We start from the raw sequence: 25,185 nt of genomic DNA, 5'->3' as shown, positions 1-25,185 counted from the left end.
CCATCGCGAAGTCCTCGATGCGCCGTCTTGCCCTGTTCTGCCTCTGCCTGTTCGCCGGCCTCGCCTCCTCAGTGGCCCTGGCCGCCCCCACCAGCATCCTGCAACGCCCCTATGACCTGGACACAGGCCACGGTGTGCTGCGCGGTACCCTGCTGCTACCCCAGTCGCCGTCGCCCCAGAGCCCGCCACCCGTGGCCCTGCTGATCGCCGGTTCCGGCCCCACCGACCGCGACGGCAACAATCCCGAGGGCGGGCAGAATGCCTACCTGCGCAAGCTGGCCGAAGCACTGGCGGAGAACGGCATCGCCAGCGTGCGCTATGACAAGCGCGGTGTAGCCCGCAGCCTGCCGGCGGCGCCGCGCGAGGAAGAGCTCAGCGTCGAGGCCTACGTCAGCGATGTGGTGGCGTGGAGCGACAAGCTGGCCCACGACCCACGCTTCGGCCGGCAGATTCTCATCGGCCACAGCGAAGGCGCGCTGATCGCCAGCCTCGCTGCGCCGCAAACCCACGCCGAGGCACTGGTTTCCCTGGCCGGCAGCGCCCGCCCGATCGGCGACGTGCTGCGCGAACAGCTGCAGGGCCGGCTGGCCCCGCCACTGCTGGCGCAGGCCGACCAGCTGATCGACGGCCTGCAGGCCGGGCAACTGCAACCCAAGGTGCCAGAGCCACTGAAAGTGCTGTTCCGCCCCAGCGTGCAGCCCTACCTGATCTCGCTGTTCCGCCAGGACCCGGCCCGAGCATTCGCCATGCTCAAGCTGCCCACCCTGATCCTGCAGGGCACCAACGACATCCAGGTCGGCGTCGAGGACGCGCAGGCGCTCAAGCGCGCAAAGCCCGACAGCGACTTCCACCTGATTTCGGGGATGAACCACATCCTGCGCATCGTTCCGACCAGCGGTCCGCAGCAACTCGCCTCCTACAACAACCCCAATCTGCCGCTGGCCCGCGAGCTGGTGGAGCGCGTCAGCGCCTTTATCCAGAAGGCCCAGGGCCTGCCGGGCGGCACCTTGGCGGAATCTGGAGCGACCGTCTCAAGAAATGCGCCGGTGCGTCGATAAACCACGGGAGAGCCCTGGCCACGCCCGCCAGGCCCCGAGGTAGATCCCCATGACCGAAGCCGAACAGACCGCCGTCGCCGCCGACGAGGCCGCCGCCCGCCCGCACCCATGGGCCGAGCTTGCGCCGGAACACTATCGCCTGCTGCGCCTGGCGCCGTTGCCCACCGATCGCACCACGGGTGCGCGGCCGTTGCGTTTTGTCCAATTCGGCCGGGTGGAACGCCACAACGCCGAGCAGAGCCTGCTGCGCCTGACGGTTCAGGTGCCCGGCCTGGTGCTGCGCAAGGAAGTGAACCTGCTGGAGGTCTGGGCGGACCACCGCAACAAGGAAGTGCGCTTCGGCGCCGATTCAGGCTTCGCCACCGAACCGCTGAACCGCGGCCTCGGGCGCTTCCTGCTGGCCCAGGGGGTGGCCTGGGCGAAAAAGAAGTGGTCGCACTACCGCGTCGAGGGCGGCGCGCTGGCGATGAAGGACGCGCCCAATGAAGAGGCCCGGCAGCGCCGCGACCACTTCCTGCGCGCCCAGGGCTTCGATGTGATCTACGAGGATTCGCGGCTGCTGAAGGCACGCTACAGCGTCGGTAGGGTCAGCGAACTGTACGACGACTGGCACAAGGAGAAGGTGCAGATAGTCCCGCTGCTGGAGGCCGGCTCCATGCTGGAACAGGCCGACCAGAACCTCGCCACCCAGTCCAACGAGATCCGCCGGCTGGAGCAGCGCATCGAGACCTTCCGCCGCGACGACACCAGCCTGCGCTTCACCATCGCCTGCCTGACGGTGTTCGCCGTGTTCCAGGCCGGGCTGCTGATCTGGATCGCCACGCACTAGGCGCGGATTGCCGTCGATGGCCCGCGCCGAGTGTGCCAGGAGTTTTTTGTAGGAGCGAGCTTGCTCGCGAATCGGCCAAGCACCGGGGTAACCGGCAAATCCGTTCGCGAGCAAGCTCGCTCCTACAGGTTCACCCCACTTGCGGAGCGGATCAGGCCTTCACCCGCGCCTTGAACAGCTCCTGATGTTCCCGGCACTGCTGCGCCGAGAGCAGGAACACGCCATGGCCGCCGTATTCGAAATCGAGCCAGGTGAAGTCCACTTCCGGGTAGAGCGCCGCCACATGCACCTGGCTGTTGCCCACTTCTACCACCAGCGTGCCGCGCTCGGTCAGGTGCTCCGCAGCCTCGGCGAGCATGCGCCGCACCAGGTCCAGGCCGTCGCTGCCGCAGGCCAGGCCCAGCTCCGGCTCATGGTGGTACTCGGCGGGCATGTCGGCGAAGTCTTCCGCATCGACATAGGGCGGGTTCGACACGATCAGGTCGAAACGCTGGCTCGGCAGGCCTTCGAAGCCATCGCCCTGCACGGTATAGACGCGTTCACCCAGCTCGTGGCGCTCGATGTTGATGTTGGCCACTTCCAGGGCATCGAACGACAGGTCGCCCAGTACCACCTCGGATTCCGGGAAGGCGCTGGCGCAGGCGATGCCGATGCAGCCCGAGCCGGTGCACAGGTCCAGGATTCGCGCAGGGTCAGCCGCCAGCCAGGGCTCGAAGCGGCGCTCGATCAGCTCGGCGATGGGGGAACGCGGCACCAGCACACGCTCGTCCACCACGAAGGGCATGCCGCAGAACCAGGCTTCGCCCAGCAGGTAGGCGGTGGGCACGCGCTCCTCGATGCGCCGGCGCAGCAGGTGCATCAGGTAGTCGCGCTCCTCGTCCTCGAGGCGGCAGTCCAGGTAGGCATCGGCCATTTCCCAGGGCAGGTGCAGCGCACCCAGCACCAGTTGGCGGGCTTCGTCCCAGGCGTTGTCGGTACCGTGGCCAAAGAACAGTTCCTCGGCGTGGAAGCGGCTGACGGCCCAGCGGATATGGTCACGCAGGGTCAGCAAACGGGATTCGGTCACGGCAGCAGTCCTCGCAGCTCGCAAAAAAGGGGCGCATTCTAGCTCAGCAGGGAACCTCTGGGGCGCCTCCGGGCAGTTCCTGAGAAGAATGCCAATACCACTTTGGCGCGAGTTCGCAAAGATTCACAGCGGACGCGTTACGGCCCACAATGAGTGAACATGCATTTACAGGAGTCGTGACATGTCCCATCCGCTCAGCATGCTGCAGATCAGTGGGCGCGGATATCCGCCGGCCACCCTGCGCCAGAGCACTCTGTTGATCATCGATGCCCAGGAGGAGTACCGCAGCGGCGTACTGGCGCTGCCTGACCTGGATGCCGCGGTGGCGCAGATTCGCCTGCTGCTGGAGGCGGCCCGGAACATGGGCACCCCGATCGTCCACGTGCACCATCTGGGCGTGGTCGGCGGCCTGCTCGACCCGCAGGGCCCGCGCGGCCGCTTCCTCCCCGAGCTGGCTCCGTTGCCGGGCGAGGTGGTGGTGGACAAGCGCCTGCCCAACGCCTTCGCCGGCACCGACCTGCATGACCGCCTGCAGGCCAGCGGCCGTCTGGACCTGATCGTCTGCGGGTTCATGACCCACTCCAGCATCAGCACCACCGTCCGCGCCGCCAAGGATTACGGCTACCGCTGCACCCTGGTGGATGCGGCCTGCGCCACCCGCGACATCCCCACTCCCGAAGGTGGCGTGCTCGCGGCCCGCGACCTGCACCGAGCGGAAATCGCCGCCCTGGGCGACAACTTCGCCGCCGTGGTCGCACAGGCCCAGGCGCTGGTGTGAAGCCATTCGTCCCGACGGGCGGCAACGACAAGCGCCCGGGGTTAGGCTCAGCTTAGGCGCGAAAGCCCGCGAACCCGCTCACCCAGTGGGTTCGCCGCGCTTCCCGACCCTGGGGTTGGAACCCCACCCCTCCCCACCGGTCATAGCCTCGTTCAACAGATGAGGAAGTCGGGATGAAGATGACCGAGAAATTCGATCCACCCAGCCTGCGCCCGAAACGTCCGGGCCGCTGGCGCTGGCGCTTCGCCGCCGCGATCGCCGCAGTGATCGCCACCTTCGGCATCCTGTCCGCCATGGCTGGCGTTGCCGCCCTGCTCCGTCGCCAACCCGCCGTGGGCGTACTGCACATCGAACCGGGCGCCGGCGCCGTGCTACTGGTGATCGGCCTGCTCTGCCTCTGGCTGGGCGTCACCTTCTGGCGCGCCGCCCGCCGCCGCGCCCGCGGCCGCGAAGGCCTGAGCCTGTCGCCTCGACTGATGAAGCGCCGCGACTGATCTCCCACGGGCAATGTGACGAATTTCCGCAGGGCAGGCACGATCCGTTAGACTGCGCGGCTCTTCGAGGAGGTGCGCATGCAAGACGACGATTTTTCCCAGTTCGCCCGCGAGATGCGCGGCGTCAAGCGCATCACCGTGGACCAGGCCGACACCGGCAAACCCAAGGCCGACCGCAAACAGCTCAAGGAGCTGCGGCAGAACGCGACCGTGCGTACCGAGAACATCCGGGTGGACGGCCTGTCCGACCAGTTCGTCATCGACGTCGGCCCCGAAGACGAACTCTACTGGGCCCGCGACGGCGTCCAGGAAGGCCAGATCCGCAAGCTCAAGGCCGGCCAGATCGCCTTCGAAGGCAGCCTCGACCTGCACGGCATGAAAATCGAGACCGCCCGCGAAACCCTCTGGGACTTCATTGCCGAAGCCACCAAGTTCGAGATCCGCTGCGTCCGCGTCACCCACGGCAAGGCCGCGCGCATCGACGGCCGCAGCCCGATGGTGAAGAGCCACGTGAACACCTGGCTGCGCCAGCACCCGCAAGTGCTTGGCTTCACCTCCTGCCTGCCGCGCCACGGCGGCACCGGCGCCATCTACGTGATGCTGCGGCGCACCATGCTCGAAGGCCGCGACGAGTAAAACCCTGGCCGCGCGCCTGGCGACAAACCACCCGCCATAACGCGCCAACCGGCGCGCGGGCCTTGCCAGCCAAGGCGGAGCGCCCTACCCTGCGCCACGGTTTCTATTTTTGTCATTGCCACAGGTAGATCATGTCCCTGGAACAAAACTACTCCGCGATCCTCAGCCAACTCGGTGAGGACGTCACCCGCGAAGGTCTGGTCGACACGCCCAAGCGTGCCGCCAAGGCCATGCAGTACCTTTGCCGCGGCTACCAGCAGACGCTGGAGGAGATCGTCAACGGCGCCCTGTTCAGCTCCGACAACAGCGAAATGGTGCTGGTCAAGGACATCGAGCTCTACTCGCTGTGCGAACACCACCTGCTGCCGTTCATTGGCAAGGCGCACGTCGCCTATATCCCCAATGGCAAAGTCCTGGGCCTGTCCAAGGTCGCGCGCATCGTCGACATGTACGCCCGCCGCCTGCAGATCCAGGAGAACATGTCCCGGCAGATCGCCGAGGCCGTGCAGCAGGTCACCGGCGCGCTGGGCGTGGCCGTGGTGATCGAGGCCAAGCACATGTGCATGATGATGCGCGGCGTGGAGAAGCAGAACTCCTCGATGGTCACCTCGGTGATGCTCGGCGAGTTCCGCGAGAACGCCGCCACCCGCAGCGAGTTCCTCAGCCTGATCCGCTGATCGCGAACCGCCGCCATGAAAAAACCGGCCCCAGGGCCGGTTTTTTGTGCCTGCAGGAAAGGGATCAGCGAGTGTAGTAACCCACCGCGACCAGATAGTGGCCAGCCTTGCGCAGGAAGGCGTGCTTGTTCTCCACCTTGCTGGTCACCGGGTTGCGCCACTGGTACTCGAACTCGGCTTCGCCCTTGGCCTTCACCAGTTCCAGCATGGCGTGGCCGATGGGGTTACCGCCCGGGTCCTTGAGCGAGTCGAAATCGGTGCCGACCATCCGTATGTTGAAGCCATGGGCGACGAACTTCGAGGTATCCAGGTCGACCACGAAGACGTAGAGGTCATCCTCGATGAAGGCCTTGTCCCGTGCGGTGATCTGCTTGAAGGTGCCTTCCGGGTTGGCCTCCACGGCCTTCACCGCCTTGTCCAGCATGGCGGCGGCCTGTTGCGCCGAGGCACGCGGAATGTAGTAGCCCACCGCGAGGAAGCGATCGCCGACGCGCTGGTAATAGACGTGCTTGCGCTCCACCTGCCCGTCCGCCCAGTTCTTCCAGCGGTAGTCGGCCTGCTGAACCTTGCCCGTCTCCGGCGACTTCAGCGTCTTGGCGAACTGCTGCTGCAGCGCGGGATCAAGCGTAGAGGAAACATCCCGGCCGATCAGCACCACCGACGGCCCGCCGCTGGCAAGCATGGTGCCGTGGCTGTCCACCACGAAGACGTAGAGGTCGCCATCGACGAACTCGCCCTGGCGACTGAACGCGGCGAAGGCCTTGTCGCCCTCCTGCTTGTATGCGGCCACCGCCTTGGACAGCAGTGCCTTGGCGCGCTGGTCGTCCGACTGCGAGGTGGCCGACTGAGCGGCGAACAATGGGAAGGACGACAGGAAAGAAAGCAGCAGCAGTGACTTCAACAGCGTCTTCATGCGCGAATACCCCCGTGGCATTGCTTGTAGTTGTGCACAGAGCATAGTTAGCCGTGGGGGAATCGCGTCGGCATTCACCGGCAAAGTGTTGCGAAATTCAGCCGAAGAATCGCTTCATCGAGCGCGACAGCCAGCCGCCGTGGCTCTGGTCGCGGGTCAGCTCGTGCATGGTCGCCTTCACCGCTTCCACATAGTTCGCGTCGTCGTTGCGGATATGGTTGAACAGCCAGCGGCCGAGCAGCCCCTTGAGCTCTTCGGCAACGTCCTCGCCGGCATCAAAGCGCTGACGGTAGTCGGAAACGCGCTTGATGAAGAGTTCGTGGACCTTCTTGTGCGCGCGGGTGAACTGGTAGCCGGAGTCCTCCAGCAGGGTCTCCTCGAAGGCGAAGTGCGAGATGGTGTAGTCGACCAGTTCCTCGATCACGCCGCCGAGCATGGCTCGGTCGTGATGGGCCTGGGCCTCGTGCAGCTGGTTGATCATTTCGACGATGCGCTTGTGCTGTGCGTCGATTACTCCGATCCCGGTATCGAGATCCGCCTGCCAGACCAGATAGGCCATCTTTCCCCTCCCCATGCCGGGCGACGACACTGCCTGCCGCTCGCGCCCGGCCACATCGGTACTTCCCGCATGGCAGCACGTCCAGATTAGGGAGGGCGACAAAACGCCGCCATGATGCCGGTCAACCCCAAAGCACCGGAATCAGCGGTTTAGAGCGGCTTTTTCGGATTCATCTGATGGCAAATTACTGGCCTTCAGCTCCGATATACGATTTCGCCTGTAGGAGCGAGCTTGCTCGCGAACCTCCCAGCGCCGGAGGGGCCGGAAAATCTGTTCGCGAGCAAGCTCGCTCCTACCAAGAGCAACTGGCGCACAATGAAAAACGCCGCTTCCAGGGAAGCGGCGTTTTCACTGAGCGAGCGCGAAGGTCAGTCTTCCATCCCCACATGCCGAGGGTGATCCGCCACCCGCGCCAGCCAGGCGTTGATCGCCGGGAAGGTCGACAGGTCGAAGCCGCCCTGGTGAGCGACATGGGTGTAGGCGTACAGGGTGATATCGGCGATAGAGTACGAGTCGCCCACCAGATAAGGCGTCTGCTCCAGCTGCTTCTCCATCACCTTCAGCGCCTTGTACCCGCCCTTTTGGCAGCGCGCATATTCTTCGCGGCGCTCCTCGGGCAGGCCGAGGTAGAACTCGATGAAGCGCGCCACCGCCACGTAGGGCTCATGGCTGTACTGCTCGAAGAACTGCCATTGCAGCACCTGGGTGCGCAGGCGCGGTTCGCTGGGCAGCAGATCGCTGCCGTCGGCGAGGAAGTTGAGGATGGCGTTGGATTCCCACAGGCAGGTGCCGTCCTCGAGCTTCAGCACCGGCACCTTGCCGTTGGGGTTCATCGCCAGGAACTCGGCAGTCTGTGTCTCACCCTTGAGGATGTCGATCTCGTGCCACTGGTAAGGCAGGCCGAGCAGATGCAGGGCCAGCTTGACCTTGTAGCAATTGCCGGACAGTTGATCGCCGTAGACGGTGTACATGCTCATCTCCTCACTGGGCCTGGGCTTCACGGATCACCGCCGCCAGGCGACGGAGCCCCTCGCCGGCGCGTTCGGGCGCCACGTGGCTGAAGTTAAGCCGCAAATAGCCGGGATTGGCATCCGGCTCGGTGAAGAAAGGCTCACCGGGCATGAAGGCCACGTTCTGCGCCAGCGCCGCATCCAGCAACGTGCGGGTGTCCAGCGGCTGCTTGAGCCTGAGCCAGAAGAACAGCCCACCTTGCGGCACGTTCCACTCGGCCAGCTCGGCGAAATGCTCTTCCAGCTGCTTCTGCATGGCGTCGCGGCGGATGCGATAGAAATCGCGCAGTTCGGCCAGATGGCCACGGTAGGCCTCGGTGCCGAACCACTGCAACGCCTGCCACTGACCGACGCGGTTGGTGTGCAGGTCGGCGGACTGTTTCAGGCGCAGCAGGTGCGGGAACAGGTCGGGCGTGGCGATCAGGAAGCCCACCCGCAGGCCCGGCAGCAGCGTCTTGGAGACAGTGCCGGTATAGATCCAGCTGGATTGTTTCAGGCGGCTGACCAACGGAGTCGCGGCGCCCTGATCGAACACCAGCTCGCGGTAGGGTTCATCCTCGATCAGGGTCACGCCGAACTCGTCGAGCACTGCGGCCACTTCATCGCGACGTTGTTCGCTGTAGCGCACACCGGACGGATTCTGGAAAGTCGGGATCAGGTAGGCAAAGGCTGGTTTGCTGGTTTCGAGACGCTGGCGCAGCGCGACAACGTCCGGACCTTCGGCACCCAGCGGCACGGTCAGGCAGTTCGCGCCGAACAGCTGGAAGGCCTGCAGCGCAGCGAGGTAAGTCGGCGCTTCGAGCAGCACCTCGGTGCCCGGGTCGATGAACAGCTTGCTCGCCAGGTCCAGCGTCTGCTGCGAGCCGCTGACGATCAGCACCTGGCTCGCCTCGCAGGGCACGCCCAGCGCACGCGCCTCGGCAGCGATGGCCTCACGCAGCGCCGGCTCCCCTTCACTCATGCCGTACTGACCCATGCTCGCCGGCATGTCATCCCAGTTCACCTTTGGCAGCATCGGCTCGGCGGGCAGGCCACCGGCGAAGGACATCACCTCCGGGCGCTGCGCCGCGGCGAGGATTTCACGGATCAGAGAGCTTTTCAGTCGGGCGATGCGTTCGGAGAAGGCCATGGGGTCACCGGTAGCGGGAGCACGGAAGAATGAGTCAAACTGGTTGACCGAAGCTACGACGCCCGAGACGGATACGTCAATATGCCTGACCTAATAAAAAATGCGCTGCAACTCCAGGCCATGGAAGCCTTCTTCCACAGCTACCGGGCCTTCACCGCGAAACCCGACGAGATGCTGGCGCGCCGCGGCCTGAGCCGGGTTCACCACCGCATCCTGTTCTTTATCGCGCGCAATCCGGGGCTGAGCGTCAGCCAGCTGCTGTCCGCCCTCGGCGTGACCAAGCAGGCACTGAACGTGCCGCTGCGCCAATTGCTGGAGCGCGACCTGATCCGCAGTGAAGCCTGCGACAACGACAAGCGCCGGCGCCTGCTGGAGCTGACGACCGAGGGCGGCAAGCTGGAAAAGGCCCTGCGCCAGGAACAGGGGCGCCTGCTGCAACGGGCCTTCGACGAGGCCGGAGAGGACGCCGTTCGCGGCTGGCTGGCGGTCAACCAGGCCATCGCCTGGTCACAGGACGAAGACTAGCCGGCGGCGGCTTCCAGCTCGCGGGCGGCGCGCAGGAACATCAGCGCCAGCGGCAGCAGGCTGGCCATGGCCAGCGCAGTACCGGGCAGGAACAGCAGGACGCTGAGCAGGCACACGCCAGAGGTGACCTCCAGCCAGCCCATGATTTTCACCGACGGGTACGGCAACTCGATCTTCAACAGGCGGATGCCGTACCACAGGGTGACGATGCCGGTGGGTACGAAAAGCCCCATGAAGCCCATCAGCGCACCGTTGAGTTCGCCGCTGAGCTGGTCGTCGAAAACCAGACTGTAGGTCTGCATCACCAGCGCGATGGCGATCGACAGCCCAACCGGCCAGCCCAGTCCGCGGGCACTGAAGCGATCCTCGAGAAAATGTCGGGTGCGCCACAGCAGGAAGCAGCCGAGCACCGTACTGAGCACGCCGACCCAGAGTTCATAGCGCTGCCAGGTGCTCGACTCCTGCAGCGCGGCTGCAAAAGACAGGACGAACAGCACCAGATTGCACAGTAACAGCGCCAGACTCAGGCCAGCGAGCAGGCGCAGGCGGCCGGAACTCCAGCGCCCGGCGAGGAATGCCCCCGGAGCGCTCTGATCCACCAGCTCGACCTTGGGGGCGGCGTAGGGATTCTGTTCCATGCTGGCGATCTTCCATCAGTCGTACGGCTTTCCCGCACCATACCGACGCACTTCCGCGCACGCCACTGCTGCTCGCACTGTACGGGCCACTCGGCCGCTGGCTGTTATGGGACAGCCCGGAGCCTGCGGGATTAGTCTGGCCCGACAACTAGACCGGTATACCGCCATGCCCCTCGAACTCCTCGGCGCCTTCGTGCTGTTCGCCTTCGTCACCTCCATCACCCCCGGCCCCAACAACATGATGCTGCTGGCCTCGGGCGTGAACTTCGGCATCCGCCGCACCATTCCGCACATGCTCGGTATCAGCATCGGCTTCCTGCTGCTGGTGGTCGCCGTGGGCCTGGGCCTGCACCAGCTGTTCGAGCGTTTCCCGGCGACCTACGCGGCGCTGCGCTATGCCGGTGGCGCCTACCTGCTCTATCTGGCGTGGAAGATTGCCCGCTCCGGCGCGCCTGAGGCGAAAGGCGAGAACGCCGCCAGCCCCATGACCTTCCTCCAGGCTGCCGCTTTCCAGTGGGTCAACCCCAAGGCCTGGGTAATGGCCGTGGGCGCCATCGCCACCTACCTGCCGGCCAACAGCTGGATCGGCAACGTGGTGCTGATCGCCACCCTGTTCGCCGTGGTCAACCTGCCCAGCGTGGGCGTCTGGACGGTGCTCGGCAGTCTGCTGCGGCGCTGGCTGGAAGATCCGCTACGGTTGCGCCTGTTCAACTTCGGCATGGCGGCACTGCTGGTCGCTTCGCTCTACCCTCTGCTTACCCGCACCTGACGGAAATTCGTGCATGACTGACACCACACCCGCCTCTGCGCCCCTGCGCCCGCTGGCCGACTCTTCCCCCGCCGCCATCGTCGCCGGGTTCGTCGCCATGCTCACCGGCTACACCAGCTCGCTGGTGCTGATGTTCCAGGCCGGCCAGGCGGCAGGGCTGACCACCGCGCAGATCTCCTCGTGGATCTGGGCGCTGTCCATCGGCATGGCCCTGACTACCATCGGCCTGACCCTGCGCTACCGCACCCCCATCGTCATCGCCTGGTCCACCCCCGGCGCCGCGCTGCTGATCAGCAGCCTGCCCGGCGTGCCTTATGGCGAGGCCATCGGCGCGTTCATCGTCTGCGCCGCGCTGATCACGATCTGCGGCATCACCGGCAGCTTCGACCGCCTGATGCGCCAGGTGCCCGGCTCGCTGGCCTCGGCCTTGCTGGCCGGCGTGCTGTTCCGCATCTGCATCGAGATCTGCAACGCCGCGCAGCAGCAGACGGCACTGGTGGTGGCAATGTTTGTCAGTTACCTCGTTGCCAAGCGCCTGTCGCCGCGCTATGCGGTGTTCGCTGCGTTGCTGGTGGGCATTGCCTTGGCCGGCTTCCTCGGCCTGCTGAACTTCAGCCACTTCCAGCTGGAGATCGCCCGCCCGGTGTGGACCACGCCGAGCTTCTCCCTGGCCGCCACCATCAGCATCGCCATCCCGCTGTTCATCGTCGCCATGGCCTCGCAGAACATGCCCGGCCTCGCCGTGCTGCGTGCCGATGGCTACCAGGTACCCGCCTCGCCACTGATCTCCACCACTGGCATCGCCTCGCTGCTGCTGGCGCCTTTCGGCTCCCACGGCATCAACCTGGCGGCCATCAGCGCAGCCATCTGCACTGGCCCGGAAGCCCACGAGAACCCGCACAAGCGCTACACCGCCGCGCTCTGGTGCGGGCTGTTCTACGGCATCGCCGGTATCTTCGGCGCCACCCTGGCCGCGCTGTTCGCGGCGCTCCCCAAGGCGCTGGTGCTGTCCATCGCCGCACTGGCCCTGCTCGGCTCGATCACCAATGGCCTGACCAACGCCATGGCCGACGCCCGCCAGCGCGAAGCGGCGATGGTGACCTTCCTGGTGACCGCCTCGGGCTTCACCCTGTTCTCCGTGGGCTCGGCCTTCTGGGGACTGGTGGCCGGCCTGCTGACCCAACTGGTGCTGAACTGGCGCCGCGCGCCGTAAGACCCTTCTGCTAGCATGCGGGCGTTTCCCGCCCACGGATCGCCCCGCATGCTGCACACCCTGGCCGTCGCCAACTACCGCTCGATCAATTCACTGGTGCTGCCGCTGGGCCGGCTGAACCTGATCACCGGCGCCAACGGCAGCGGCAAGTCCAACCTCTACCGCGCCCTGCGCCTGCTCGCCGAAACCGCCCAAGGCGGCGTGGTCAACGCACTGGCGCGCGAGGGCGGGCTGGAGTCCACCTTCTGGGCCGGGCCGGAAAGCCATTCGCGGCGTATGCGGACGGGCGAAGTCGAGGTCCAGGGCGGCCCGCGCAACGAAGTGAAACGCCTACGCCTGGGTTTTGCCGGTGAAGATTTCGGCTACGCCATCGCCCTCGGCCTGCCGCCACCGCCAGTGGTCAGCGCCTTCGGCCTGGACCCGGAGATCAAGCACGAAAGCATCTGGGCCGGCCCCTGGTATCGCCCCGCCTCGCAATTGGTGGAGCGCAACGGCCCGATGCTGCGCGCCCGCGAAGGCCGCAGCTGGCAGGTGCTGGAGCAGCACATCCCGACCTTCGACAGCCTGTTCACTCAGATCGGCAGTGGCTCCGACTGCCCCGAAGCCCTGTTGCTGCGCGAGCAGATTCGCGGCTGGCGCTTCTACGACCACTTCCGCACCGACGCCGACGCGCCTGCGCGTCAGCCGCAACTGGGGACTCGCACCCCGGTGCTGCACCATGACGGCCGCGACCTCGCCGCCGCGTTGCAAACCATCCGTGAAATCGGCGACGCCGGCGCACTGGAAAATGCCATCAGCGATGCCTTCCCCGGCGCCGAACTGCAGATCGACTGCCAGCCCGGCGGGCGATTCGCCGTGGCGCTGAAGCAGCACGGCCTGCTACGCCCGCTGAGTGCCTCGGAGCTGTCCGACGGCACCTTGCGCTACCTGCTGCTGGTCGCCGCCCTGCTCACCCCGCGCCCACCGTCACTGATGGTGCTCAACGAACCGGAAACCAGCCTGCACCCGGACCTGCTGCCGGCGCTGGGACGCCTGATCATCGCCGCCTCGAAGCACACCCAGGTCTGGGTCGTGTCCCACGCCAGCCGGCTGATCGCCACGCTGGAGGAACACCCCGAGTGCAATTGCCTGCACCTGGACAAGGAACTGGGCCAGACGCGCATCCGCGACCAGGGCATGTTCGACGCGCCCGCGTGGCATTGGGCGGATTGATCGCCAGCGGTCAGACCTTCATCTGACCGGCGTCGCGAACCAATATCAGGCGGGTGCCTGCTCCGGCGCTGTCTTGGCTACACCCCGGCTGACCCACCAGCCGAACAGCCCGGCGGTGAAGAACATCAATACGCCGTAGATCGCTGCGGGAATCGCCATGGTGCTGTTATTCAGCAGCATGGGACTAAGCGCCAGGGCAATCGCCAGGGTGCCATTGTGGATGCCGATCTCCATGCCGATGGCGATGGATTGCGGTTTGGACAGCTTGAGCAGGCGCGGCACACAGTAGCCCACGGCGAGGCTCAGCAGGTTGAAGCTCAGCGCCGCCGCACCGACGATAGGCGCGTAGGTGAGGAAGGTCTGCCAGTCCTTGGTCACGGCCACGCCAATGATCACCGCCAGCAACAGCGCGGAAAGGATCTTCACCGGTTTCTGCAGCGCCGCCGCCACGCCCGGCAGCAGCCGGCGCACGATCATGCCGATGGCCACAGGGCCCAGCACGATGACGAATACCTGCAGCACCTTGCCGAATTGCAGCGGGATGGTCTGGCCGTCGTTCATGAAATACAGCAGCGACAGGTTGACGATCAGCGGCATGGTGAGGATGGCGATCACCGAGTTCACCGCGGTCAGCGTGATGTTCAGCGCCACGTCGCCGTGGGCCAGGTGGCTGTAGAGGTTCGCCGTGGTGCCGCCAGGGGACGCGGCGAGCAGCATCATGCCCACGGCCAGCGCAGCTTCAAGGGCGAAGCCGACGGTGATGAGGAAGCAGGCCAGGGGCAGCAGGATGATCTGGCACACCAGCCCGATGAGCACGGGTTTGGGATAGCGCACTACGCGGGCGAAATCAGCGACCGTCAGGGACAGGCCGAGGCCCAGCATGATGATGCCCAGGGCGATGGGCATGAAGAGCGTCAGCAAGGGATCGTTGGTCATTGTCATTATTCTCCAACTGGAATGGGCCGATTGTTTCGGCCTCTTGGGCGCTTGTAACTGGCCTTGCAGGCCAAAACCACTTCATCGTGTAACAGAATGCGAAGGTTTGTAGCGAACAGGGCGGGATCGTGAGGCGAGCGGGCATTTCGCAGGAGCGAGCTTGCTCGCGAACCGCCCAGCGAGGAATCGGCCGGGAACCCCGTTCGCGAGCAAGAACTGGGCGTCTCCCTCGCTCCTACAGGTGTTCCATTGCAATCGCAGCGTGGGGCTTAGTCTGTAGGGCGCATAACCTGGAACAGGTTATCCGCCGGCCAAACCGGCGGCGGATAACACTGGTGCGTTATGCGCCCTACGAAAGCGTCAGATCGCCGTGGCGCCACCATCCACCGGCAGTGCGATACCGGTGGTGAAGCCGGCGTGGTCGCTGCACAGGTAGAGCACGGCGGAGGCGATTTCCTCGACACGGCCAACGCGGCCCACCGGGTGCATGGCGGCGGCGAATTCGGCCTTCTTCGGGTCGGCCTCGTAGGCGCGGCGGAACATGTCGGTGTCGATCACCGCCGGGCACACCGCGTTGACGCGGATTTTCTTCTTCGCGTACTCGATGGCGGCGGACTTGGTCAGGCCGATCACCGCGTGCTTGGAGGCGGCGTAGATGCTCATTTTCGGCGCGGCGCCCAGGCCGGCGACCGAGGCGGTGTTGACGATGGCGCCGCCGCCCTGCTCCAGCATCACCGGAATCTGGTGCTTCATGCACAGCCAGACGCCCTTCACGTTGACGCCCATGATGGCGTCGAACTCGCTCTCCTCGCCGTCGGCCAGCTTGCCTTTCTCGATCTCGATACCGGCGTTGTTGAAGGCGTAGTCCAGGCGACCGTAGGCGGCCACGGTGCCTTCCACCAGCGCCTTGACCTCGGCGTCGCGGGTCACGTCACAGCGGATGAAGGTCGCCTCGCCACCCGCCGCGCGGATCAGCTCGACGGTGCCTTCGCCGCCCTTGGCGTCGACGTCGGAAACCACGACCTTCACGCCCTGCTGGGCGAAGGCCTGGGCTGTGGCGCGGCCGATGCCGTTGGCGGCGCCGGTGACCAGGGCGACCTGGCCGGAAAGCAGCTGACTCATGAGCGATCCTCGAAGCGATGGGGAGATAACCGTCGCAGTCTAGCCAGCGCGTTGCGGGCGCGAAGCACTATCAGGCGGGGCGACGTCACTGCATCCATGCTGATGATGATTCAGTCGAGGCCGGATCACTGGAACCGATAGACGAACATTCCTCCGGCGGACGGAACTTGCCCCGAGGCGGCAGGCGGACTATCACCTAGGCTTTCCCCTGACTGAGTCCACTGCCATGTCTGCCCAGATCAACCGTCAATTCCAGCTCGCCCAGCGCCCGGTCGGCGCTGCCACCCGCGACACCTTCGCCTACGTGGAAACCCCGGTCGGCGAGCCCGGCCCTGGTCAGATCCTGGTGAAGAACCAGTACCTGTCGCTGGACCCGGCCATGCGCGGCTGGATGAACGACGCCAAGTCCTACATCGCCCCGGTGGCCATCGGCGACGTGATGCGAGCTCTGGGCGTGGGCAAGGTAATCGCCTCGCAGCACCCGGATTTCAAGGTCGGCGATGAAGTGAATGGCGCGCTGGGCGTGCAGGATTACTTCCTCGGCGAGCCCAAGGGCTTCTACAAGGTCGACAGCCAGCGCGCGCCGTTGCCGCTGTACCTCTCGGCGCTGGGCATGACCGGCATGACCGCCTACTTCGGCTTCCTCGATGTCGGCCTGCCCCAGGCTGGTGACACCGTGGTCGTCTCCGGCGCCGCCGGCGCGGTGGGCAGCGTGGTCGGGCAGATCGCGAAGATCAAAGGCTGCCGTGTGGTCGGCATCGCCGGTGGCGCCGACAAGTGCCGCTACCTGGTGGACGAACTGGGCTTCGACGGCGCGATCGACTACAAGGCCGAAGACGTCAACGCCGGTCTCAAACGCGAATGCCCCAAGGGCGTGAACGTGTTCTTCGACAACGTCGGCGGCGACATCCTCGACGCCGTCCTGGCCCGCCTGGCACCCAAGGCGCGGGTGGTGATCTGCGGTGCAATCAGCCAGTACAACAACAAGGAGGCGGTGCGCGGCCCGGCCAACTACCTGTCGCTGCTGGTCAACCGCGCACGCATGGAAGGCATGGTGGTGATGGACTACGCCCACCGCTTCCAGGAAGGTTTCAAGGACATGGCGACCTGGATCGCCGAAGGCAAGCTGAAGTCGAAGGAAGATATCGTCGAAGGTTTGGAAACCTTCCCCGAGACCCTGGCCAAGCTGTTCAGCGGCGAGAACTTCGGCAAGCTGGTGCTGAAGGTCTGACGACCCGCGCAATGCTCTTGTAGGAGCGAGCTTGCTCGCGAACGCTCTTCCCGGTGATTGCAATGCTGGGCAGTTCGCGAGCAAGCTCGCTCCTACAGGTCGGGTCAGGCCGGCTGCGTTGCTTGCATGCTCTAACTCGATGATTTCCGACAAGCCCTGAACCGCCTTTCCAGCTAGGATTTCCCTTGGTCGACTCCAAGGAAGATCCCCCGATGTCCCTCGCCCGTTGGCTGCCCGGTCTGGACAGCCTGCTGCACTACCGTTTCGACTGGCTGCCGCGCGACGTACAGGCCGGCCTGTCGGTGGCTGCGGTGCAGATTCCCACCGCCATCGCCTATTCGCAGATCATCGGCTTTCCGCCGCAGGTCGGGCTCTATGCCTGCATCCTGCCGATGCTGATCTACGCCGTCGTCGGCAGCTCGCGGCAGCTGATGGTCGGGCCGGACGCCGCCACCGCCGCGATGGTCGCTGCGGCCATCACGCCACTGGCGGCCGGCAACCCGGAACGGCTGCTGCAGCTGTCGATGATCGTCGCCGTGCTGGTGGGTGCCATGTCCATCGCTGCCGGTTTCGCCCGCGCCGGCTTCGTTGCCAGTTTCCTCTCGCGGCCCACGCTGGTGGGCTATCTGAACGGCATCGGCCTGAGCCTGATCGCCGGCCAGCTGGGCAAGATTCTCGGCTACCACAGCGAAACCAGCGGGTTTGTCCGCGGCCTGATCGCCCTGGTGCGCAACCTCGCCGATACCCACCTGCCGACGCTGGCACTGGGTGTCGGCACGCTGGCACTGATGATCCTGCTGCCACGCCGCTACCCGAAGATTCCCGGTGCCCTGGTCGGCGTGCTGTTCGCCTCGGTGATCGCCGCACTGTTCGGCCTGGACCAGTACGGCATCAAGCTGCTTGGCGAAGTACCGCAGGGCCTGCCCCACCTGAGCTGGCCGAAAACCAGCGTCGAGGAACTGGGCAGCCTGTTCCGCGATGCCATGGGTATCACCATCGTCAGCTTCTGCAGTGCCATGCTCACCGCGCGCAGCTTCGCCGCCCGCCACGGTTATGCCATCGACGCCAACCACGAATTCATGGCGCTGGGCATGGCCAACATCGGCGCGGGGATTTCCCAGGGCTTCGTCATCAGCGGCGCGGATTCGCGCACCGCGGTGAACGACATGGTCGGCGGCAAGAGCCAGCTGGTCGGCGTGGTCGCTGCGCTGGTGATCGGCCTGGTGTTGCTGCTGTTCAGCAAGCCGCTGGGCTGGGTGCCGATGCCGGCGCTGGGCGCGGTGCTGCTGATGGCTGGCTGGGGGCTGATCGACTTCCGCGCCCTGCGCGGCTTCTGGGCGCTGAGCCGGTTCGAGTTCGGCCTGTGCGTGCTGACCACCGCCGGCGTGCTCAGCGTCGGCGTGCTGCCGGGCATCTTCGTCGCCATCATGCTCGCCCTGCTGCGCCTGCTCTACCTCACCTACCGCCCACATGATGCGGTGATGGGCTGGGTGTACGGCATCGACGGCCAGGTGGAAGTCGAGCAGTTCCCCAACGCGCGCACCTTGCCGGGGCTGGTGATCTACCGCTTCGACGCGCCGATCCTGTTCTTCAACGCCGACTACTTCAAGCAGCGCATCCTCGAAGTGGTGACACAGACGCCGAACGCTCGCGCCGTGCTGCTCAATGCCGAAGGCATCCTCAACCTGGACATCAGCGGCCTGACCACGCTGCGGGAAGTGCAGCAGACCCTGGAGGCCCAGGGCGTACACCTGTCCCTGGCGCGAGTGACGGGCGAGACGCTGGCCCTGCTCAAGCGCTCGCAACTGCTGGGCGAAGTAAAGCCCCCCCTGGTGTTCAGTTCGGTGCGCGCGGGCGTCAACGCCTACCGGCGCTGGCACCTGCAACGCAAGCGCGAGCAGGCGACGAACGCCCAGGCCTCACAGGCGGAACTGCCCGACCAACCCCTGTAGCTCGCGGCTGAGCTGTGCTAGCTCGACACTGGAAGACGCGGTGGACTCCATGGCCTGCGCCGACTCGTCGGCGATGCCACGGATGCTGCTGACACTGCGGCTGATTTCCTCCGCAACCGCGCTCTGCTGCTCGGAGGCGGCGGCGATCTGCTGGTTCATCTGGTGGATGACCGCTACCGCCGAAGCAATGGTGCCCAGCGCCGCTTCGGTCTGCACCGCATCGCCCACGGTCATCTCCACCAGGGCGTGGCTGCGCTGCATGCGTTGAACAGAAGTCGTCGCACCGTTCTGCAGGGCGGCGATCAGCGTCTCGATCTCCGCAGTGGACTGCTGGGTGCGCCGCGCCAACGCCCGCACCTCGTCGGCCACCACGGCGAAGCCCCTGCCCTGCTCGCCGGCCCGCGCCGCTTCGATGGCAGCGTTGAGCGCCAGCAGGTTGGTCTGCTCGGCGACGTTCTTGATCACCACCAGCACACTGCCGATGCTCTGGCTCTCGCGGCCGAGCTGCTCGATGCTTTCGGTGGCCGCGCGTACGGCGGCTGCCAATTGCTCGATGCGGCCAAGCGTCTGGCGCACCACATCCTGCCCGCTGGCCACCTTGCCGTCGGCCTGTTCGGCGGAGCTGGCGGCCTCCTCGGCATTGCGCGCCACGTCGTGGACGGTGGCGGCCATCTGGTTCATCGCCGTGGCGACCTGATCGGTCTCGGCCTTCTGGCTGTTCACCCCGTGCTGGGTGCGCTCGGTGACGCTGGACAGCGCCTGCGCCGAGGCGGTGATCTGCCCCACGCCATCGCTGAGGCGGCTGACAATGCCACGCAGGCTGTCGGCCATGCTGCCTACCGCGCCCATCAGTTGGCCGACCTCATCCTTGCGGCGCACGTCGATACTCACGCTCAGGTCGCCCTCGGCGATGCGGCGAGCCATGCCGATCACCTGGCGCAGCGGCCGCACGATCATCCAGGTGATCAGCAACGAAGCCAGCGCGCCCACCAGCAGTGCCAATACTGCGGAGCCGACAATCAGCAGCGTATTGGTGCGCAGCTGCGTCTGCATGGCGGCGCGCTGCGCGGCATAGGCGTCGTCGACCTGCTGCATGACCTGGGCCGCGCGGTCGTTCATCTGCGCATGGACCTGTTTTTCCTGTTCGAGGCTGGCGGTGTATTCGTCGAGTTTCTCGACGAAGGCGTTGATGTTGGTGATGACGTCCTTGAGCACCGAGACGTAGGTCGGGTCGGTGATCGCCTCCTGCAGCTTGGCGGAAAGCTCCAGCGCCTCGGCAGCAGACTTGATACGGCCGCCCTCGGCCTTCTCCTCGCCACCAGACTCCAGGCGTGAGCGGGCCTCGTTCAAACCCTGCAGCACCAAGCGATAGAGCTGGCTGACCTGGGCGGCCTGCTGCAGCAGTTCCTCGCCTTTCTGGCCCTGGGACTCCTTGAGTTCGTAGGCGCCGTCATCGGCGAGGCTGGATTGCAGGATGTCCAGGCTGTTGGACGCGCCACTCACCGACCAGGTGGCGGCGTCCAGCGACAGGCGCCGGCTCTTGCTGGACTTCTCGAAATTGGCGAAGGCAGCGAGGTAGTCGGCGACGCCCTGCTCCACGCGGGTCATGGCCGCTGCCTGATCCGGCTGGGCCTTGAGCCGCGCCACCGCTTCGCCGAGGTTGCCGGCGTGCTCACGCAGGCGTTTGGCGGAAGCATCGCTGGCGTCGATCACGAAATCCTTCTCGCTCTGGCGCATCTCCAGCAACTCGCGGTTGATGGTCGACATGTCGCCCAGCAGGTCGAAGCGCTGGGAAATCGCCCGTAGCGAAGTCACGCCGATCACCGCCACCAGAGCGGTGAGCAACAGCACCAGGCCGAACCCTATGGCCAGTTTCTTCGCCGTTCCCATATCGGCCAGACGACGCTGCACGAAGGCAACCATGGCTTCTCCCCCATCCGCAATGGCGTTTCAGGAAATCCCCGAAGGTCTCCTGATCGTTATCGCTGCTTTTGGACGGAACATTAGGAGCGCCGCACACCGACTGGATAGAGGGCACGACGGTGATGGCACGGTGATGCTGCACAGAGATACGCGGAGGTCGTATCCAGAACACTGAACAGAACTTTCCTGGCACGTAAACGGAAATCGCCGACAGCGACCTGGTGGCTTGAACGTTCAGATTCCGACACCTGACTGTCCACTCCCGGTGCTCGGATGAACGCCCACTACCAACTGGTCCTGCAGCGCCCGCTGGCGGGATTCGCCCACCAACTACGGCTTCCCGTGCTGTACCGCGAACAGCGCCGCCTCGATCCATTGCTGCTGGCCCGCGGGCAGTTGCCGATTCGCCGCTTCGTCTGCCCTCTGGCCTGCGATGAGGTCAAGGGCGAATGGCTGGACTGCTGGTTCGATGCCCAGACCGGCTTGCGTCTGGTGCATGGCATCGTCGGTCTGGTTCACGGCGGTACGTTGGAATTTCCGCAGCGCGACGCATTGCTCTCGGAACTCTTCGCCCTTGGCGAACGGCTGGACGTGGCGCGCATGGGCGGCATCCACTGGCAGCTCGGGCTGGAGCTGGAGTTCGCCTGACGCCCCGGCGCCAGGCGCGATGCATTACTTCGGACGAATCATGCTGAAGGTGTCGCGGGTGTAGCTGTACTGGGTGCCGCCCAGACGCCCCACCAGATCCAGCTTCGCCGGGTCGACATGGCGCTCGTCCTGCATCACCGACTCATCGATATGCGCCAGTAGCACGCGGGCGAAGATCAGCAGGCTGGAAGGGTTCTCGGCCGGGTACGGCATGATTTCCGCCAGCTGGCATTCGAAGGCCACCGGCGCGGCGACCACTCGGGGCGGTGCCACGCGCTCGCTGGGCACGGTGGCGATGCCGGCGTGCTCGATCTCGCTGACGCCGTGGGGCAGCCAGGCGGCGGTGGCATTCATGGCCTCGGCCTGGGCGGCGCTGACCAGGTGGATCACCAGCTCGCCGGTTTCACGCACGTTGCGCAGGGTGTCCTTGACGCTGCCGTCCTCACGCACGCTGGTGTTGATCAGCAGAGTTGGCGGCGAATCGCTGATGACCTGGAAAAAGCTGAACGGTGCGAGGTTGCTTTGGCCGTCCTCGGACAAGGTGGTAACCCAGGCGATGGGCCGCGGCGTGACGGTGGAGGCCAGCCAGCGGTAGGCCTCGGCCTTGGACAGTTGGGTGAAGTCGAGTTGCATGGGCTGATCCGGAGAAAACGGTGGGAGATACGGCGAGAAGGCGCGGGCCGCTTCAGGCGGCCCGGCAGTGCGCGGCTCAGCGGCCGGCGCGGGATTCCTTGATGTAGAAGCGCGCTCGGCTGGCCTTGTCGGAGCAGCCGGTGTAGGCCTCGACCTGCTGCTGGGTCTTGGCGGCCGTCAGCAGACCCAGGGCCTTGGAGTAGCTGACGGTGCCGGCAAAACCTTCGGCCTTGGCCAGGTCCAGTTCGTGCCAGGCGGCATCCAGTTGCGAAGCGCAGCTGTCGCGGTTGACGGTCTTGCCCGAACAGCCTGCGACGGCCAGCACCAGGGCGATGATCAGGGGGATGCGCGGCATGACGGAACTCCTGGAGATAGTCGGGGGTGAATCCAGCTTAGAACGCGGCGCAGGGGCCTGCCGGACGGCGCCGCAGTATGCCATCGGACGGATGGCGTTCAAGCGACTACTACACTGTTTGACCACGGGATATCCCGACAGGAGAAGGATCATGGTGCACCAGGGCAGTTGCCATTGCGGGCAGATCGCGTTCGAAGTGGAAGGGGATGTCGGTGAAGTCGTGTCATGCAACTGCTCGATCTGCCGGCGCAAGGGGTCGCTGCTGTGGTTCGTGCCGCGCGGCAAGCTGAAGCTGACGACTCCTGAGAGTGCGATGAGCACCTATACGTTCAACACCCACCGCATCGAGCACCGTTTCTGCCCCACCTGCGGCTGTGCCCCGCTGGCCTACGCCAGCGCGCCGGACGGCACGCCGATGGCGGCGATCAATGTGCGCTGCCTGCCGGGGGTAGACCTGGCGGGGCTGACCGTGAAGGAGTACGACGGCAAGAGCCGGTGACGCTCCAACTCGTCGGGCGGATAACGCTGCCGCGTTATGCGCCCCACGAAGCTCCGCCACCCTTCCCGCAAACGCTTGCGTAGGATGGTGTGGAGCGCAGCGATACCCATCATTCTCATGCGCCGACAGCAGCATGGGTATCGCAAGCTCCACCCATCCTACGGTAATGCTCCATCGTGGCGCCGGTGCAAGTCCCCACAAGGGGAGCGCCGGGATCAGCGCTCGGCGCGGAACCTCAGGTACTCCACGACCTCGTCCTGTGTTCCGCGAAACTCCACGCGCTCACCCTTGCTCTCGCGCTGGAAGGCATACATCGGGTCGTAATACTCGCCCAGCAGCCCCTCGATCCAGCCGCGATGCAGGTCCACTGCGCCGCTGCGTTTCTGCTCGTCCAGCGCCTCGTCCATGATCGCGGCCAGGCGCTGGTAGCGCTCGCCGCCCAGACGCTTGACGATGCCAGACAGGCTCTTGCGCAGGTACGCAGCGAAGGAATCGAAGCCGCCCTCCTCGCCCACCACCTGCACATGGTCGGCGCACAGGTTCACCACGTAGTCCTTGAGGATGCGCTCCACGCGCTGCTCGAAGCTGTCTTCCAGCCACACCAGCGGGTAGTGCTGCATGCCCTGGTACAGTTCCAGTGGTACCGAGCAGCTGCCGACGATGCGCCCCTCGTCTTCCAGGACGAACTGCTCCATGCCCGCATGGCGCTTCTTCAGGATGTCGATGGCCAGGCGGTTCTCGAAATCGATCTGCGCCGGCTGCGGCGTGGCGCGGCGACCGAAGGCGGAGCCGCGATGGTTGGCATGGCCTTCCAGGTCCAGGCTGTTGGCCAACTGGGCGATGACCTCGGTCTTGCCGGTGCCGGTCAGCCCTCCCACCAGCACGAACTGGCACTCCTCGGTAGCGGCGCGGGTGGTGTCGAAGAGGAAGCCGCGCATCGCCTTGTAGCCGCCGACTACCCGCGGGTATTCGATGCCCGCTTCGGTCTTCAGCCACTGCTGGGTAATCTGCGAACGCAGCCCGCCGCGGAAGCAGTACAGGTAGCCCTCAGGGTTGGCCCTGGCGAAGTTCGCCCAGGCCTCGATGCGCTCTGCCTTGAGCTTACCGCAGACCAGCTCGTGGCCCAGGGCGATGGCCGCCTGCTGGCCGTGCTGCTTGTAGCTGGTACCGACCTTCTGCCGCTCGCTGTCGTTCATCAGCGGCAGGTTGATCACGTTGGGGAACGCGCCCTTGCCGAATTCGACCGGGGCGCGGACGTCCATCATCTTCACATCACCGAGGAACAGCTCGCGGTAGTGGCGGGTGTTGTCGCGCATCACTCCACCTCGACCGCGTGGTTCTGTCGGCCCACCAGTTCGCCGATGGGCGCCAGGTCCATGCCCAGTTCCCTGGCCGCGGCGAGGAACTGGGCCTCACCCGCAGGCTCGACCGCCACCAGCAGGCCGCCGCTGGTCTGCGGGTCACACAGCAGCAATTTGTGCAGTTCCGGCAGCGGAGCGATGCGCTCGCCGTAGCTGTCGAAGTTGCGCAGGGTGCCACCGGGCACACAGCCGGCCTCGAGGTAGTACTCGACACTGGCCAGGCGTGGTACCGCGTCGTAACGAACCCGGGCAGTCAGGCCGCTGCCATCGGCCATCTCGACCAGATGGCCGAGCAGGCCGAAACCGGTGACGTCGGTCATCGCCTTCACGCCGTCGAGCTTGCCGAAACGCGCGCCGGGCTTATTCAGGGTGCACATCCAGTCGCGGGCGACGCCCACGTCCTCGGCGCGCAGCTTGGCCTTCTTCTCGGCGGTGGTGAGGATGCCGATGCCCAGCGGCTTGGTCAGGTACAGCTTGCAGCCGGCAGTGGCGGTGTCGTTGCGCTTCATGAAGCGCTTCTCCACCAGACCGGTGACAGCCAGGCCGAAGATCGGCTCGGGAGCGTCGATGGAATGCCCGCCGGCCAACGGGATGCCGGCCTCGTCGCAGACCTTGCGGCCACCGGCGATCACTTCGCGGGCGATTTCCGGCGCCAACACGTTTACCGGCCAGCCGAGGATAGCGATGGCCATCAGCGGATCGCCACCCATGGCGTAGATATCGCTGATGGCGTTGGTGGCGGCGATACGGCCGAAGTCGAAGGGATCATCGACGATCGGCATGAAGAAATCGGTGGTGGACACCACGCCGCGCTCGGCGTCGATTTCGTAGACGGCGGCATCATCGCGCGAGGCGTTACCGACCCACAGCTTGGGGTCGAGGTTCTGCGCGCCGCTGCCAGCGAGGATGACCTCCAGAACCTTGGGGGAAATCTTGCAGCCACAGCCGGCACCATGGCTGTACTGGGTCAGGCGGATCGGTTCGCTCATCGGGAGGCTCCGGGCAGGGAAATCAAACGG

General features: G+C 65.7%; 27 protein-coding genes and 1 pseudogene. 14 read left to right on the top strand and 14 right to left on the bottom strand.

The window, feature by feature from the left end; translation table 11 throughout:
- Positions 1–17: 17 nt before the first annotated feature.
- Both ACKI1H_RS14965 and ACKI1H_RS14960 read left to right on the top strand, forming a co-directional pair.
- Positions 18–1,058: an alpha/beta hydrolase gene (locus ACKI1H_RS14965; protein WP_440468734.1), complete on the top strand. Its 1,041-nt coding sequence runs from the start codon at positions 18–20 to the stop codon at positions 1,056–1,058.
- A 49-nt stretch (positions 1,059–1,107) separates the two neighbouring features.
- A complete protein-coding gene (locus ACKI1H_RS14960; RefSeq protein ID WP_440468733.1) occupies positions 1,108–1,887 on the top strand; it encodes a hypothetical protein in 780 nt (259 codons plus the stop codon).
- Between the two features lie 151 nt (positions 1,888–2,038).
- On the opposite strand, the gene prmB is transcribed toward ACKI1H_RS14960, so the two are convergent.
- The gene (prmB, locus tag ACKI1H_RS14955) at positions 2,039–2,953 is read right to left on the bottom strand and encodes a 50S ribosomal protein L3 N(5)-glutamine methyltransferase (RefSeq protein WP_440468732.1); all 915 of its coding nucleotides are present in this window, start codon (positions 2,951–2,953) and stop codon (positions 2,039–2,041) included.
- Between the two features lie 181 nt (positions 2,954–3,134).
- Between prmB and ACKI1H_RS14950 the strand changes: the two genes are divergently transcribed.
- The 4 genes from ACKI1H_RS14950 (at position 3,135) to folE (ending at position 5,538) form a co-directional block, all read left to right on the top strand.
- The gene (locus ACKI1H_RS14950) at positions 3,135–3,731 is read left to right on the top strand and encodes a cysteine hydrolase family protein (protein WP_138525178.1); all 597 of its coding nucleotides are present in this window, start codon (positions 3,135–3,137) and stop codon (positions 3,729–3,731) included.
- A gap of 173 nt (positions 3,732–3,904) precedes the next feature.
- Positions 3,905–4,225, top strand: coding sequence for a hypothetical protein (locus ACKI1H_RS14945; protein WP_138525179.1), 321 nt, complete (start codon positions 3,905–3,907; stop codon positions 4,223–4,225).
- A 78-nt stretch (positions 4,226–4,303) separates the two neighbouring features.
- Positions 4,304–4,861 (top strand): Smr/MutS family protein, encoded by a 558-nt coding sequence (locus tag ACKI1H_RS14940; protein WP_138525180.1) that lies wholly within the window; start codon positions 4,304–4,306, stop codon positions 4,859–4,861.
- A gap of 131 nt (positions 4,862–4,992) precedes the next feature.
- Positions 4,993–5,538 carry a GTP cyclohydrolase I FolE gene (gene folE / locus ACKI1H_RS14935; protein WP_024765420.1) on the top strand — a complete coding sequence of 182 codons (546 nt, stop codon included), beginning with the start codon at positions 4,993–4,995 and terminating at the stop codon, positions 5,536–5,538.
- A 64-nt stretch (positions 5,539–5,602) separates the two neighbouring features.
- Here the strand turns inward: folE and ACKI1H_RS14930 are convergent, their stop codons facing one another.
- From ACKI1H_RS14930 to ACKI1H_RS14915, 4 genes are all read right to left on the bottom strand, one after another.
- On the bottom strand, positions 5,603–6,451 hold the full coding sequence (locus tag ACKI1H_RS14930; protein WP_440468731.1) for a cache domain-containing protein: 849 nt from the start codon (positions 6,449–6,451) through the stop codon (positions 5,603–5,605).
- A 97-nt stretch (positions 6,452–6,548) separates the two neighbouring features.
- The gene (locus ACKI1H_RS14925; protein ID WP_138525181.1) at positions 6,549–7,010 is read right to left on the bottom strand and encodes a bacteriohemerythrin; all 462 of its coding nucleotides are present in this window, start codon (positions 7,008–7,010) and stop codon (positions 6,549–6,551) included.
- A gap of 368 nt (positions 7,011–7,378) precedes the next feature.
- On the bottom strand, positions 7,379–7,981 hold the full coding sequence (locus ACKI1H_RS14920) for a glutathione S-transferase family protein (RefSeq protein ID WP_138525182.1): 603 nt from the start codon (positions 7,979–7,981) through the stop codon (positions 7,379–7,381).
- Between the two features lie 10 nt (positions 7,982–7,991).
- On the bottom strand, positions 7,992–9,149 hold the full coding sequence (locus ACKI1H_RS14915) for a PLP-dependent aminotransferase family protein (protein WP_440468730.1): 1,158 nt from the start codon (positions 9,147–9,149) through the stop codon (positions 7,992–7,994).
- A gap of 81 nt (positions 9,150–9,230) precedes the next feature.
- On the opposite strand from ACKI1H_RS14915, the gene ACKI1H_RS14910 reads away from it, so the two are divergent.
- On the top strand, positions 9,231–9,674 hold the full coding sequence (locus ACKI1H_RS14910) for a MarR family transcriptional regulator (RefSeq protein ID WP_138525184.1): 444 nt from the start codon (positions 9,231–9,233) through the stop codon (positions 9,672–9,674).
- Here ACKI1H_RS14910 and ACKI1H_RS14905 read toward each other — a convergent pair.
- Positions 9,671–10,312 carry a hypothetical protein gene (locus ACKI1H_RS14905; protein WP_440468729.1) on the bottom strand — a complete coding sequence of 214 codons (642 nt, stop codon included), beginning with the start codon at positions 10,310–10,312 and terminating at the stop codon, positions 9,671–9,673. The genes ACKI1H_RS14910 and ACKI1H_RS14905 overlap by 4 nt on opposite strands.
- A 166-nt stretch (positions 10,313–10,478) precedes the next feature.
- Here ACKI1H_RS14905 and ACKI1H_RS14900 point away from each other — a divergent pair, with 166 nt between their 5' ends.
- Genes ACKI1H_RS14900 through ACKI1H_RS14890 form a run of 3 tightly spaced genes read left to right on the top strand, consistent with a single transcriptional unit; the run spans position 10,479 to position 13,506 of the window.
- Positions 10,479–11,081 carry a LysE family translocator gene (locus ACKI1H_RS14900; RefSeq protein ID WP_138525186.1) on the top strand — a complete coding sequence of 201 codons (603 nt, stop codon included), beginning with the start codon at positions 10,479–10,481 and terminating at the stop codon, positions 11,079–11,081.
- Positions 11,082–11,094: 13 nt separating this feature from the next.
- On the top strand, positions 11,095–12,294 hold the full coding sequence (locus ACKI1H_RS14895; RefSeq protein ID WP_138525187.1) for a benzoate/H(+) symporter BenE family transporter: 1,200 nt from the start codon (positions 11,095–11,097) through the stop codon (positions 12,292–12,294).
- Positions 12,295–12,342: 48 nt separating this feature from the next.
- Positions 12,343–13,506, top strand: a complete 1,164-nt coding sequence (locus ACKI1H_RS14890; protein WP_138525188.1) for an AAA family ATPase — start codon at positions 12,343–12,345, stop codon at positions 13,504–13,506.
- A gap of 45 nt (positions 13,507–13,551) precedes the next feature.
- Here the strand turns inward: ACKI1H_RS14890 and ACKI1H_RS14885 are convergent, their stop codons facing one another.
- Both ACKI1H_RS14885 and ACKI1H_RS14880 read right to left on the bottom strand, forming a co-directional pair.
- The gene (locus ACKI1H_RS14885; protein ID WP_440468728.1) at positions 13,552–14,442 is read right to left on the bottom strand and encodes a bile acid:sodium symporter family protein; all 891 of its coding nucleotides are present in this window, start codon (positions 14,440–14,442) and stop codon (positions 13,552–13,554) included.
- 360 nt (positions 14,443–14,802) lie between these two features.
- Positions 14,803–15,564 (bottom strand): SDR family oxidoreductase, encoded by a 762-nt coding sequence (locus tag ACKI1H_RS14880; RefSeq protein WP_081520647.1) that lies wholly within the window; start codon positions 15,562–15,564, stop codon positions 14,803–14,805.
- A gap of 226 nt (positions 15,565–15,790) precedes the next feature.
- On the opposite strand from ACKI1H_RS14880, the gene ACKI1H_RS14875 reads away from it, so the two are divergent.
- A complete protein-coding gene (locus ACKI1H_RS14875; RefSeq protein ID WP_081520648.1) occupies positions 15,791–16,795 on the top strand; it encodes an NADP-dependent oxidoreductase in 1,005 nt (334 codons plus the stop codon).
- Positions 16,796–17,007: 212 nt separating this feature from the next.
- Positions 17,008–18,747: a SulP family inorganic anion transporter gene (locus tag ACKI1H_RS14870; protein WP_440468727.1), complete on the top strand. Its 1,740-nt coding sequence runs from the start codon at positions 17,008–17,010 to the stop codon at positions 18,745–18,747.
- On the opposite strand, the gene ACKI1H_RS14865 is transcribed toward ACKI1H_RS14870, so the two are convergent.
- A complete protein-coding gene (locus ACKI1H_RS14865; RefSeq protein ID WP_425049026.1) occupies positions 18,715–19,578 on the bottom strand; it encodes a methyl-accepting chemotaxis protein in 864 nt (287 codons plus the stop codon). The genes ACKI1H_RS14870 and ACKI1H_RS14865 overlap by 33 nt on opposite strands.
- Positions 19,573–19,704: pseudogene (locus ACKI1H_RS14860) on the bottom strand (HAMP domain-containing protein); the annotation flags it as partial. The gene ACKI1H_RS14865 and the pseudogene ACKI1H_RS14860, both read right to left, overlap by 6 nt.
- 1,239 nt (positions 19,705–20,943) lie before the next feature.
- On the opposite strand from ACKI1H_RS14860, the gene ACKI1H_RS14855 reads away from it, so the two are divergent.
- The gene (locus tag ACKI1H_RS14855; RefSeq protein ID WP_440468726.1) at positions 20,944–21,318 is read left to right on the top strand and encodes a hypothetical protein; all 375 of its coding nucleotides are present in this window, start codon (positions 20,944–20,946) and stop codon (positions 21,316–21,318) included.
- Positions 21,319–21,342: 24 nt separating this feature from the next.
- On the opposite strand, the gene ACKI1H_RS14850 is transcribed toward ACKI1H_RS14855, so the two are convergent.
- Together ACKI1H_RS14850 and ACKI1H_RS14845 are read right to left on the bottom strand one after the other, a co-directional pair.
- A complete protein-coding gene (locus ACKI1H_RS14850; protein WP_138525194.1) occupies positions 21,343–21,951 on the bottom strand; it encodes a flavin reductase family protein in 609 nt (202 codons plus the stop codon).
- A gap of 76 nt (positions 21,952–22,027) precedes the next feature.
- On the bottom strand, positions 22,028–22,306 hold the full coding sequence (locus ACKI1H_RS14845) for a hypothetical protein (protein ID WP_138525195.1): 279 nt from the start codon (positions 22,304–22,306) through the stop codon (positions 22,028–22,030).
- 151 nt (positions 22,307–22,457) lie between these two features.
- Between ACKI1H_RS14845 and ACKI1H_RS14840 the strand changes: the two genes are divergently transcribed.
- Complete coding sequence (locus ACKI1H_RS14840; protein WP_138525196.1) at positions 22,458–22,805, top strand: GFA family protein; 348 nt, start codon at positions 22,458–22,460, stop codon at positions 22,803–22,805.
- 215 nt (positions 22,806–23,020) lie between these two features.
- On the opposite strand, the gene mnmH is transcribed toward ACKI1H_RS14840, so the two are convergent.
- Both mnmH and selD read right to left on the bottom strand, forming a co-directional pair.
- Positions 23,021–24,121, bottom strand: coding sequence for a tRNA 2-selenouridine(34) synthase MnmH (gene mnmH / locus ACKI1H_RS14835; RefSeq protein WP_440468725.1), 1,101 nt, complete (start codon positions 24,119–24,121; stop codon positions 23,021–23,023).
- Positions 24,121–25,155, bottom strand: coding sequence for a selenide, water dikinase SelD (selD, locus tag ACKI1H_RS14830; protein ID WP_440468724.1), 1,035 nt, complete (start codon positions 25,153–25,155; stop codon positions 24,121–24,123). The genes mnmH and selD overlap by 1 nt, the downstream gene beginning before the upstream one ends.
- Positions 25,156–25,185 lie beyond the last annotated feature (30 nt).

Source organism: Pseudomonas sp. YH-1 (assembly GCF_051990045.1).
GTDB classification, from domain to species: domain Bacteria; phylum Pseudomonadota; class Gammaproteobacteria; order Pseudomonadales; family Pseudomonadaceae; genus Pseudomonas; species Pseudomonas nicosulfuronedens.
Note: the sequence above shows the minus strand (reverse complement) of the source record. Positions and strands in the feature narration are given on the sequence as shown.

What these genes read in the sequence shown, in the direction of transcription:
- ACKI1H_RS14940 (WP_138525180.1), top strand. Translation starts at nt 4,304, where the DNA reads ATGCAAGACGACGATTTTTCCCAGTTCGCCCGCGAGATGCGCGGCGTC.
- ACKI1H_RS14880 (WP_081520647.1), bottom strand. Translation starts at nt 15,564, where the DNA reads ATGAGTCAGCTGCTTTCCGGCCAGGTCGCCCTGGTCACCGGCGCCGCC.
- ACKI1H_RS14885 (WP_440468728.1), bottom strand. Translation starts at nt 14,442, where the DNA reads ATGACCAACGATCCCTTGCTGACGCTCTTCATGCCCATCGCCCTGGGC.
- ACKI1H_RS14845 (WP_138525195.1), bottom strand. Translation starts at nt 22,306, where the DNA reads ATGCCGCGCATCCCCCTGATCATCGCCCTGGTGCTGGCCGTCGCAGGC.
- ACKI1H_RS14895 (WP_138525187.1), top strand. Translation starts at nt 11,095, where the DNA reads ATGACTGACACCACACCCGCCTCTGCGCCCCTGCGCCCGCTGGCCGAC.
- ACKI1H_RS14840 (WP_138525196.1), top strand. Translation starts at nt 22,458, where the DNA reads ATGGTGCACCAGGGCAGTTGCCATTGCGGGCAGATCGCGTTCGAAGTG.
- ACKI1H_RS14900 (WP_138525186.1), top strand. Translation starts at nt 10,479, where the DNA reads ATGCCCCTCGAACTCCTCGGCGCCTTCGTGCTGTTCGCCTTCGTCACC.
- ACKI1H_RS14950 (WP_138525178.1), top strand. Translation starts at nt 3,135, where the DNA reads ATGTCCCATCCGCTCAGCATGCTGCAGATCAGTGGGCGCGGATATCCG.
- ACKI1H_RS14920 (WP_138525182.1), bottom strand. Translation starts at nt 7,981, where the DNA reads ATGTACACCGTCTACGGCGATCAACTGTCCGGCAATTGCTACAAGGTC.
- ACKI1H_RS14855 (WP_440468726.1), top strand. Translation starts at nt 20,944, where the DNA reads ATGAACGCCCACTACCAACTGGTCCTGCAGCGCCCGCTGGCGGGATTC.
- folE (WP_024765420.1), top strand. Translation starts at nt 4,993, where the DNA reads ATGTCCCTGGAACAAAACTACTCCGCGATCCTCAGCCAACTCGGTGAG.
- selD (WP_440468724.1), bottom strand. Translation starts at nt 25,155, where the DNA reads ATGAGCGAACCGATCCGCCTGACCCAGTACAGCCATGGTGCCGGCTGT.
- ACKI1H_RS14930 (WP_440468731.1), bottom strand. Translation starts at nt 6,451, where the DNA reads ATGAAGACGCTGTTGAAGTCACTGCTGCTGCTTTCTTTCCTGTCGTCC.
- ACKI1H_RS14965 (WP_440468734.1), top strand. Translation starts at nt 18, where the DNA reads ATGCGCCGTCTTGCCCTGTTCTGCCTCTGCCTGTTCGCCGGCCTCGCC.
- mnmH (WP_440468725.1), bottom strand. Translation starts at nt 24,121, where the DNA reads ATGCGCGACAACACCCGCCACTACCGCGAGCTGTTCCTCGGTGATGTG.
- ACKI1H_RS14850 (WP_138525194.1), bottom strand. Translation starts at nt 21,951, where the DNA reads ATGCAACTCGACTTCACCCAACTGTCCAAGGCCGAGGCCTACCGCTGG.
- ACKI1H_RS14890 (WP_138525188.1), top strand. Translation starts at nt 12,343, where the DNA reads ATGCTGCACACCCTGGCCGTCGCCAACTACCGCTCGATCAATTCACTG.
- ACKI1H_RS14910 (WP_138525184.1), top strand. Translation starts at nt 9,231, where the DNA reads ATGCCTGACCTAATAAAAAATGCGCTGCAACTCCAGGCCATGGAAGCC.
- ACKI1H_RS14925 (WP_138525181.1), bottom strand. Translation starts at nt 7,010, where the DNA reads ATGGCCTATCTGGTCTGGCAGGCGGATCTCGATACCGGGATCGGAGTA.
- ACKI1H_RS14960 (WP_440468733.1), top strand. Translation starts at nt 1,108, where the DNA reads ATGACCGAAGCCGAACAGACCGCCGTCGCCGCCGACGAGGCCGCCGCC.
- ACKI1H_RS14945 (WP_138525179.1), top strand. Translation starts at nt 3,905, where the DNA reads ATGAAGATGACCGAGAAATTCGATCCACCCAGCCTGCGCCCGAAACGT.
- ACKI1H_RS14865 (WP_425049026.1), bottom strand. Translation starts at nt 19,578, where the DNA reads ATGGCCGACAGCCTGCGTGGCATTGTCAGCCGCCTCAGCGATGGCGTG.
- ACKI1H_RS14875 (WP_081520648.1), top strand. Translation starts at nt 15,791, where the DNA reads ATGTCTGCCCAGATCAACCGTCAATTCCAGCTCGCCCAGCGCCCGGTC.
- ACKI1H_RS14870 (WP_440468727.1), top strand. Translation starts at nt 17,008, where the DNA reads ATGTCCCTCGCCCGTTGGCTGCCCGGTCTGGACAGCCTGCTGCACTAC.
- ACKI1H_RS14915 (WP_440468730.1), bottom strand. Translation starts at nt 9,149, where the DNA reads ATGGCCTTCTCCGAACGCATCGCCCGACTGAAAAGCTCTCTGATCCGT.
- ACKI1H_RS14905 (WP_440468729.1), bottom strand. Translation starts at nt 10,312, where the DNA reads ATGGAACAGAATCCCTACGCCGCCCCCAAGGTCGAGCTGGTGGATCAG.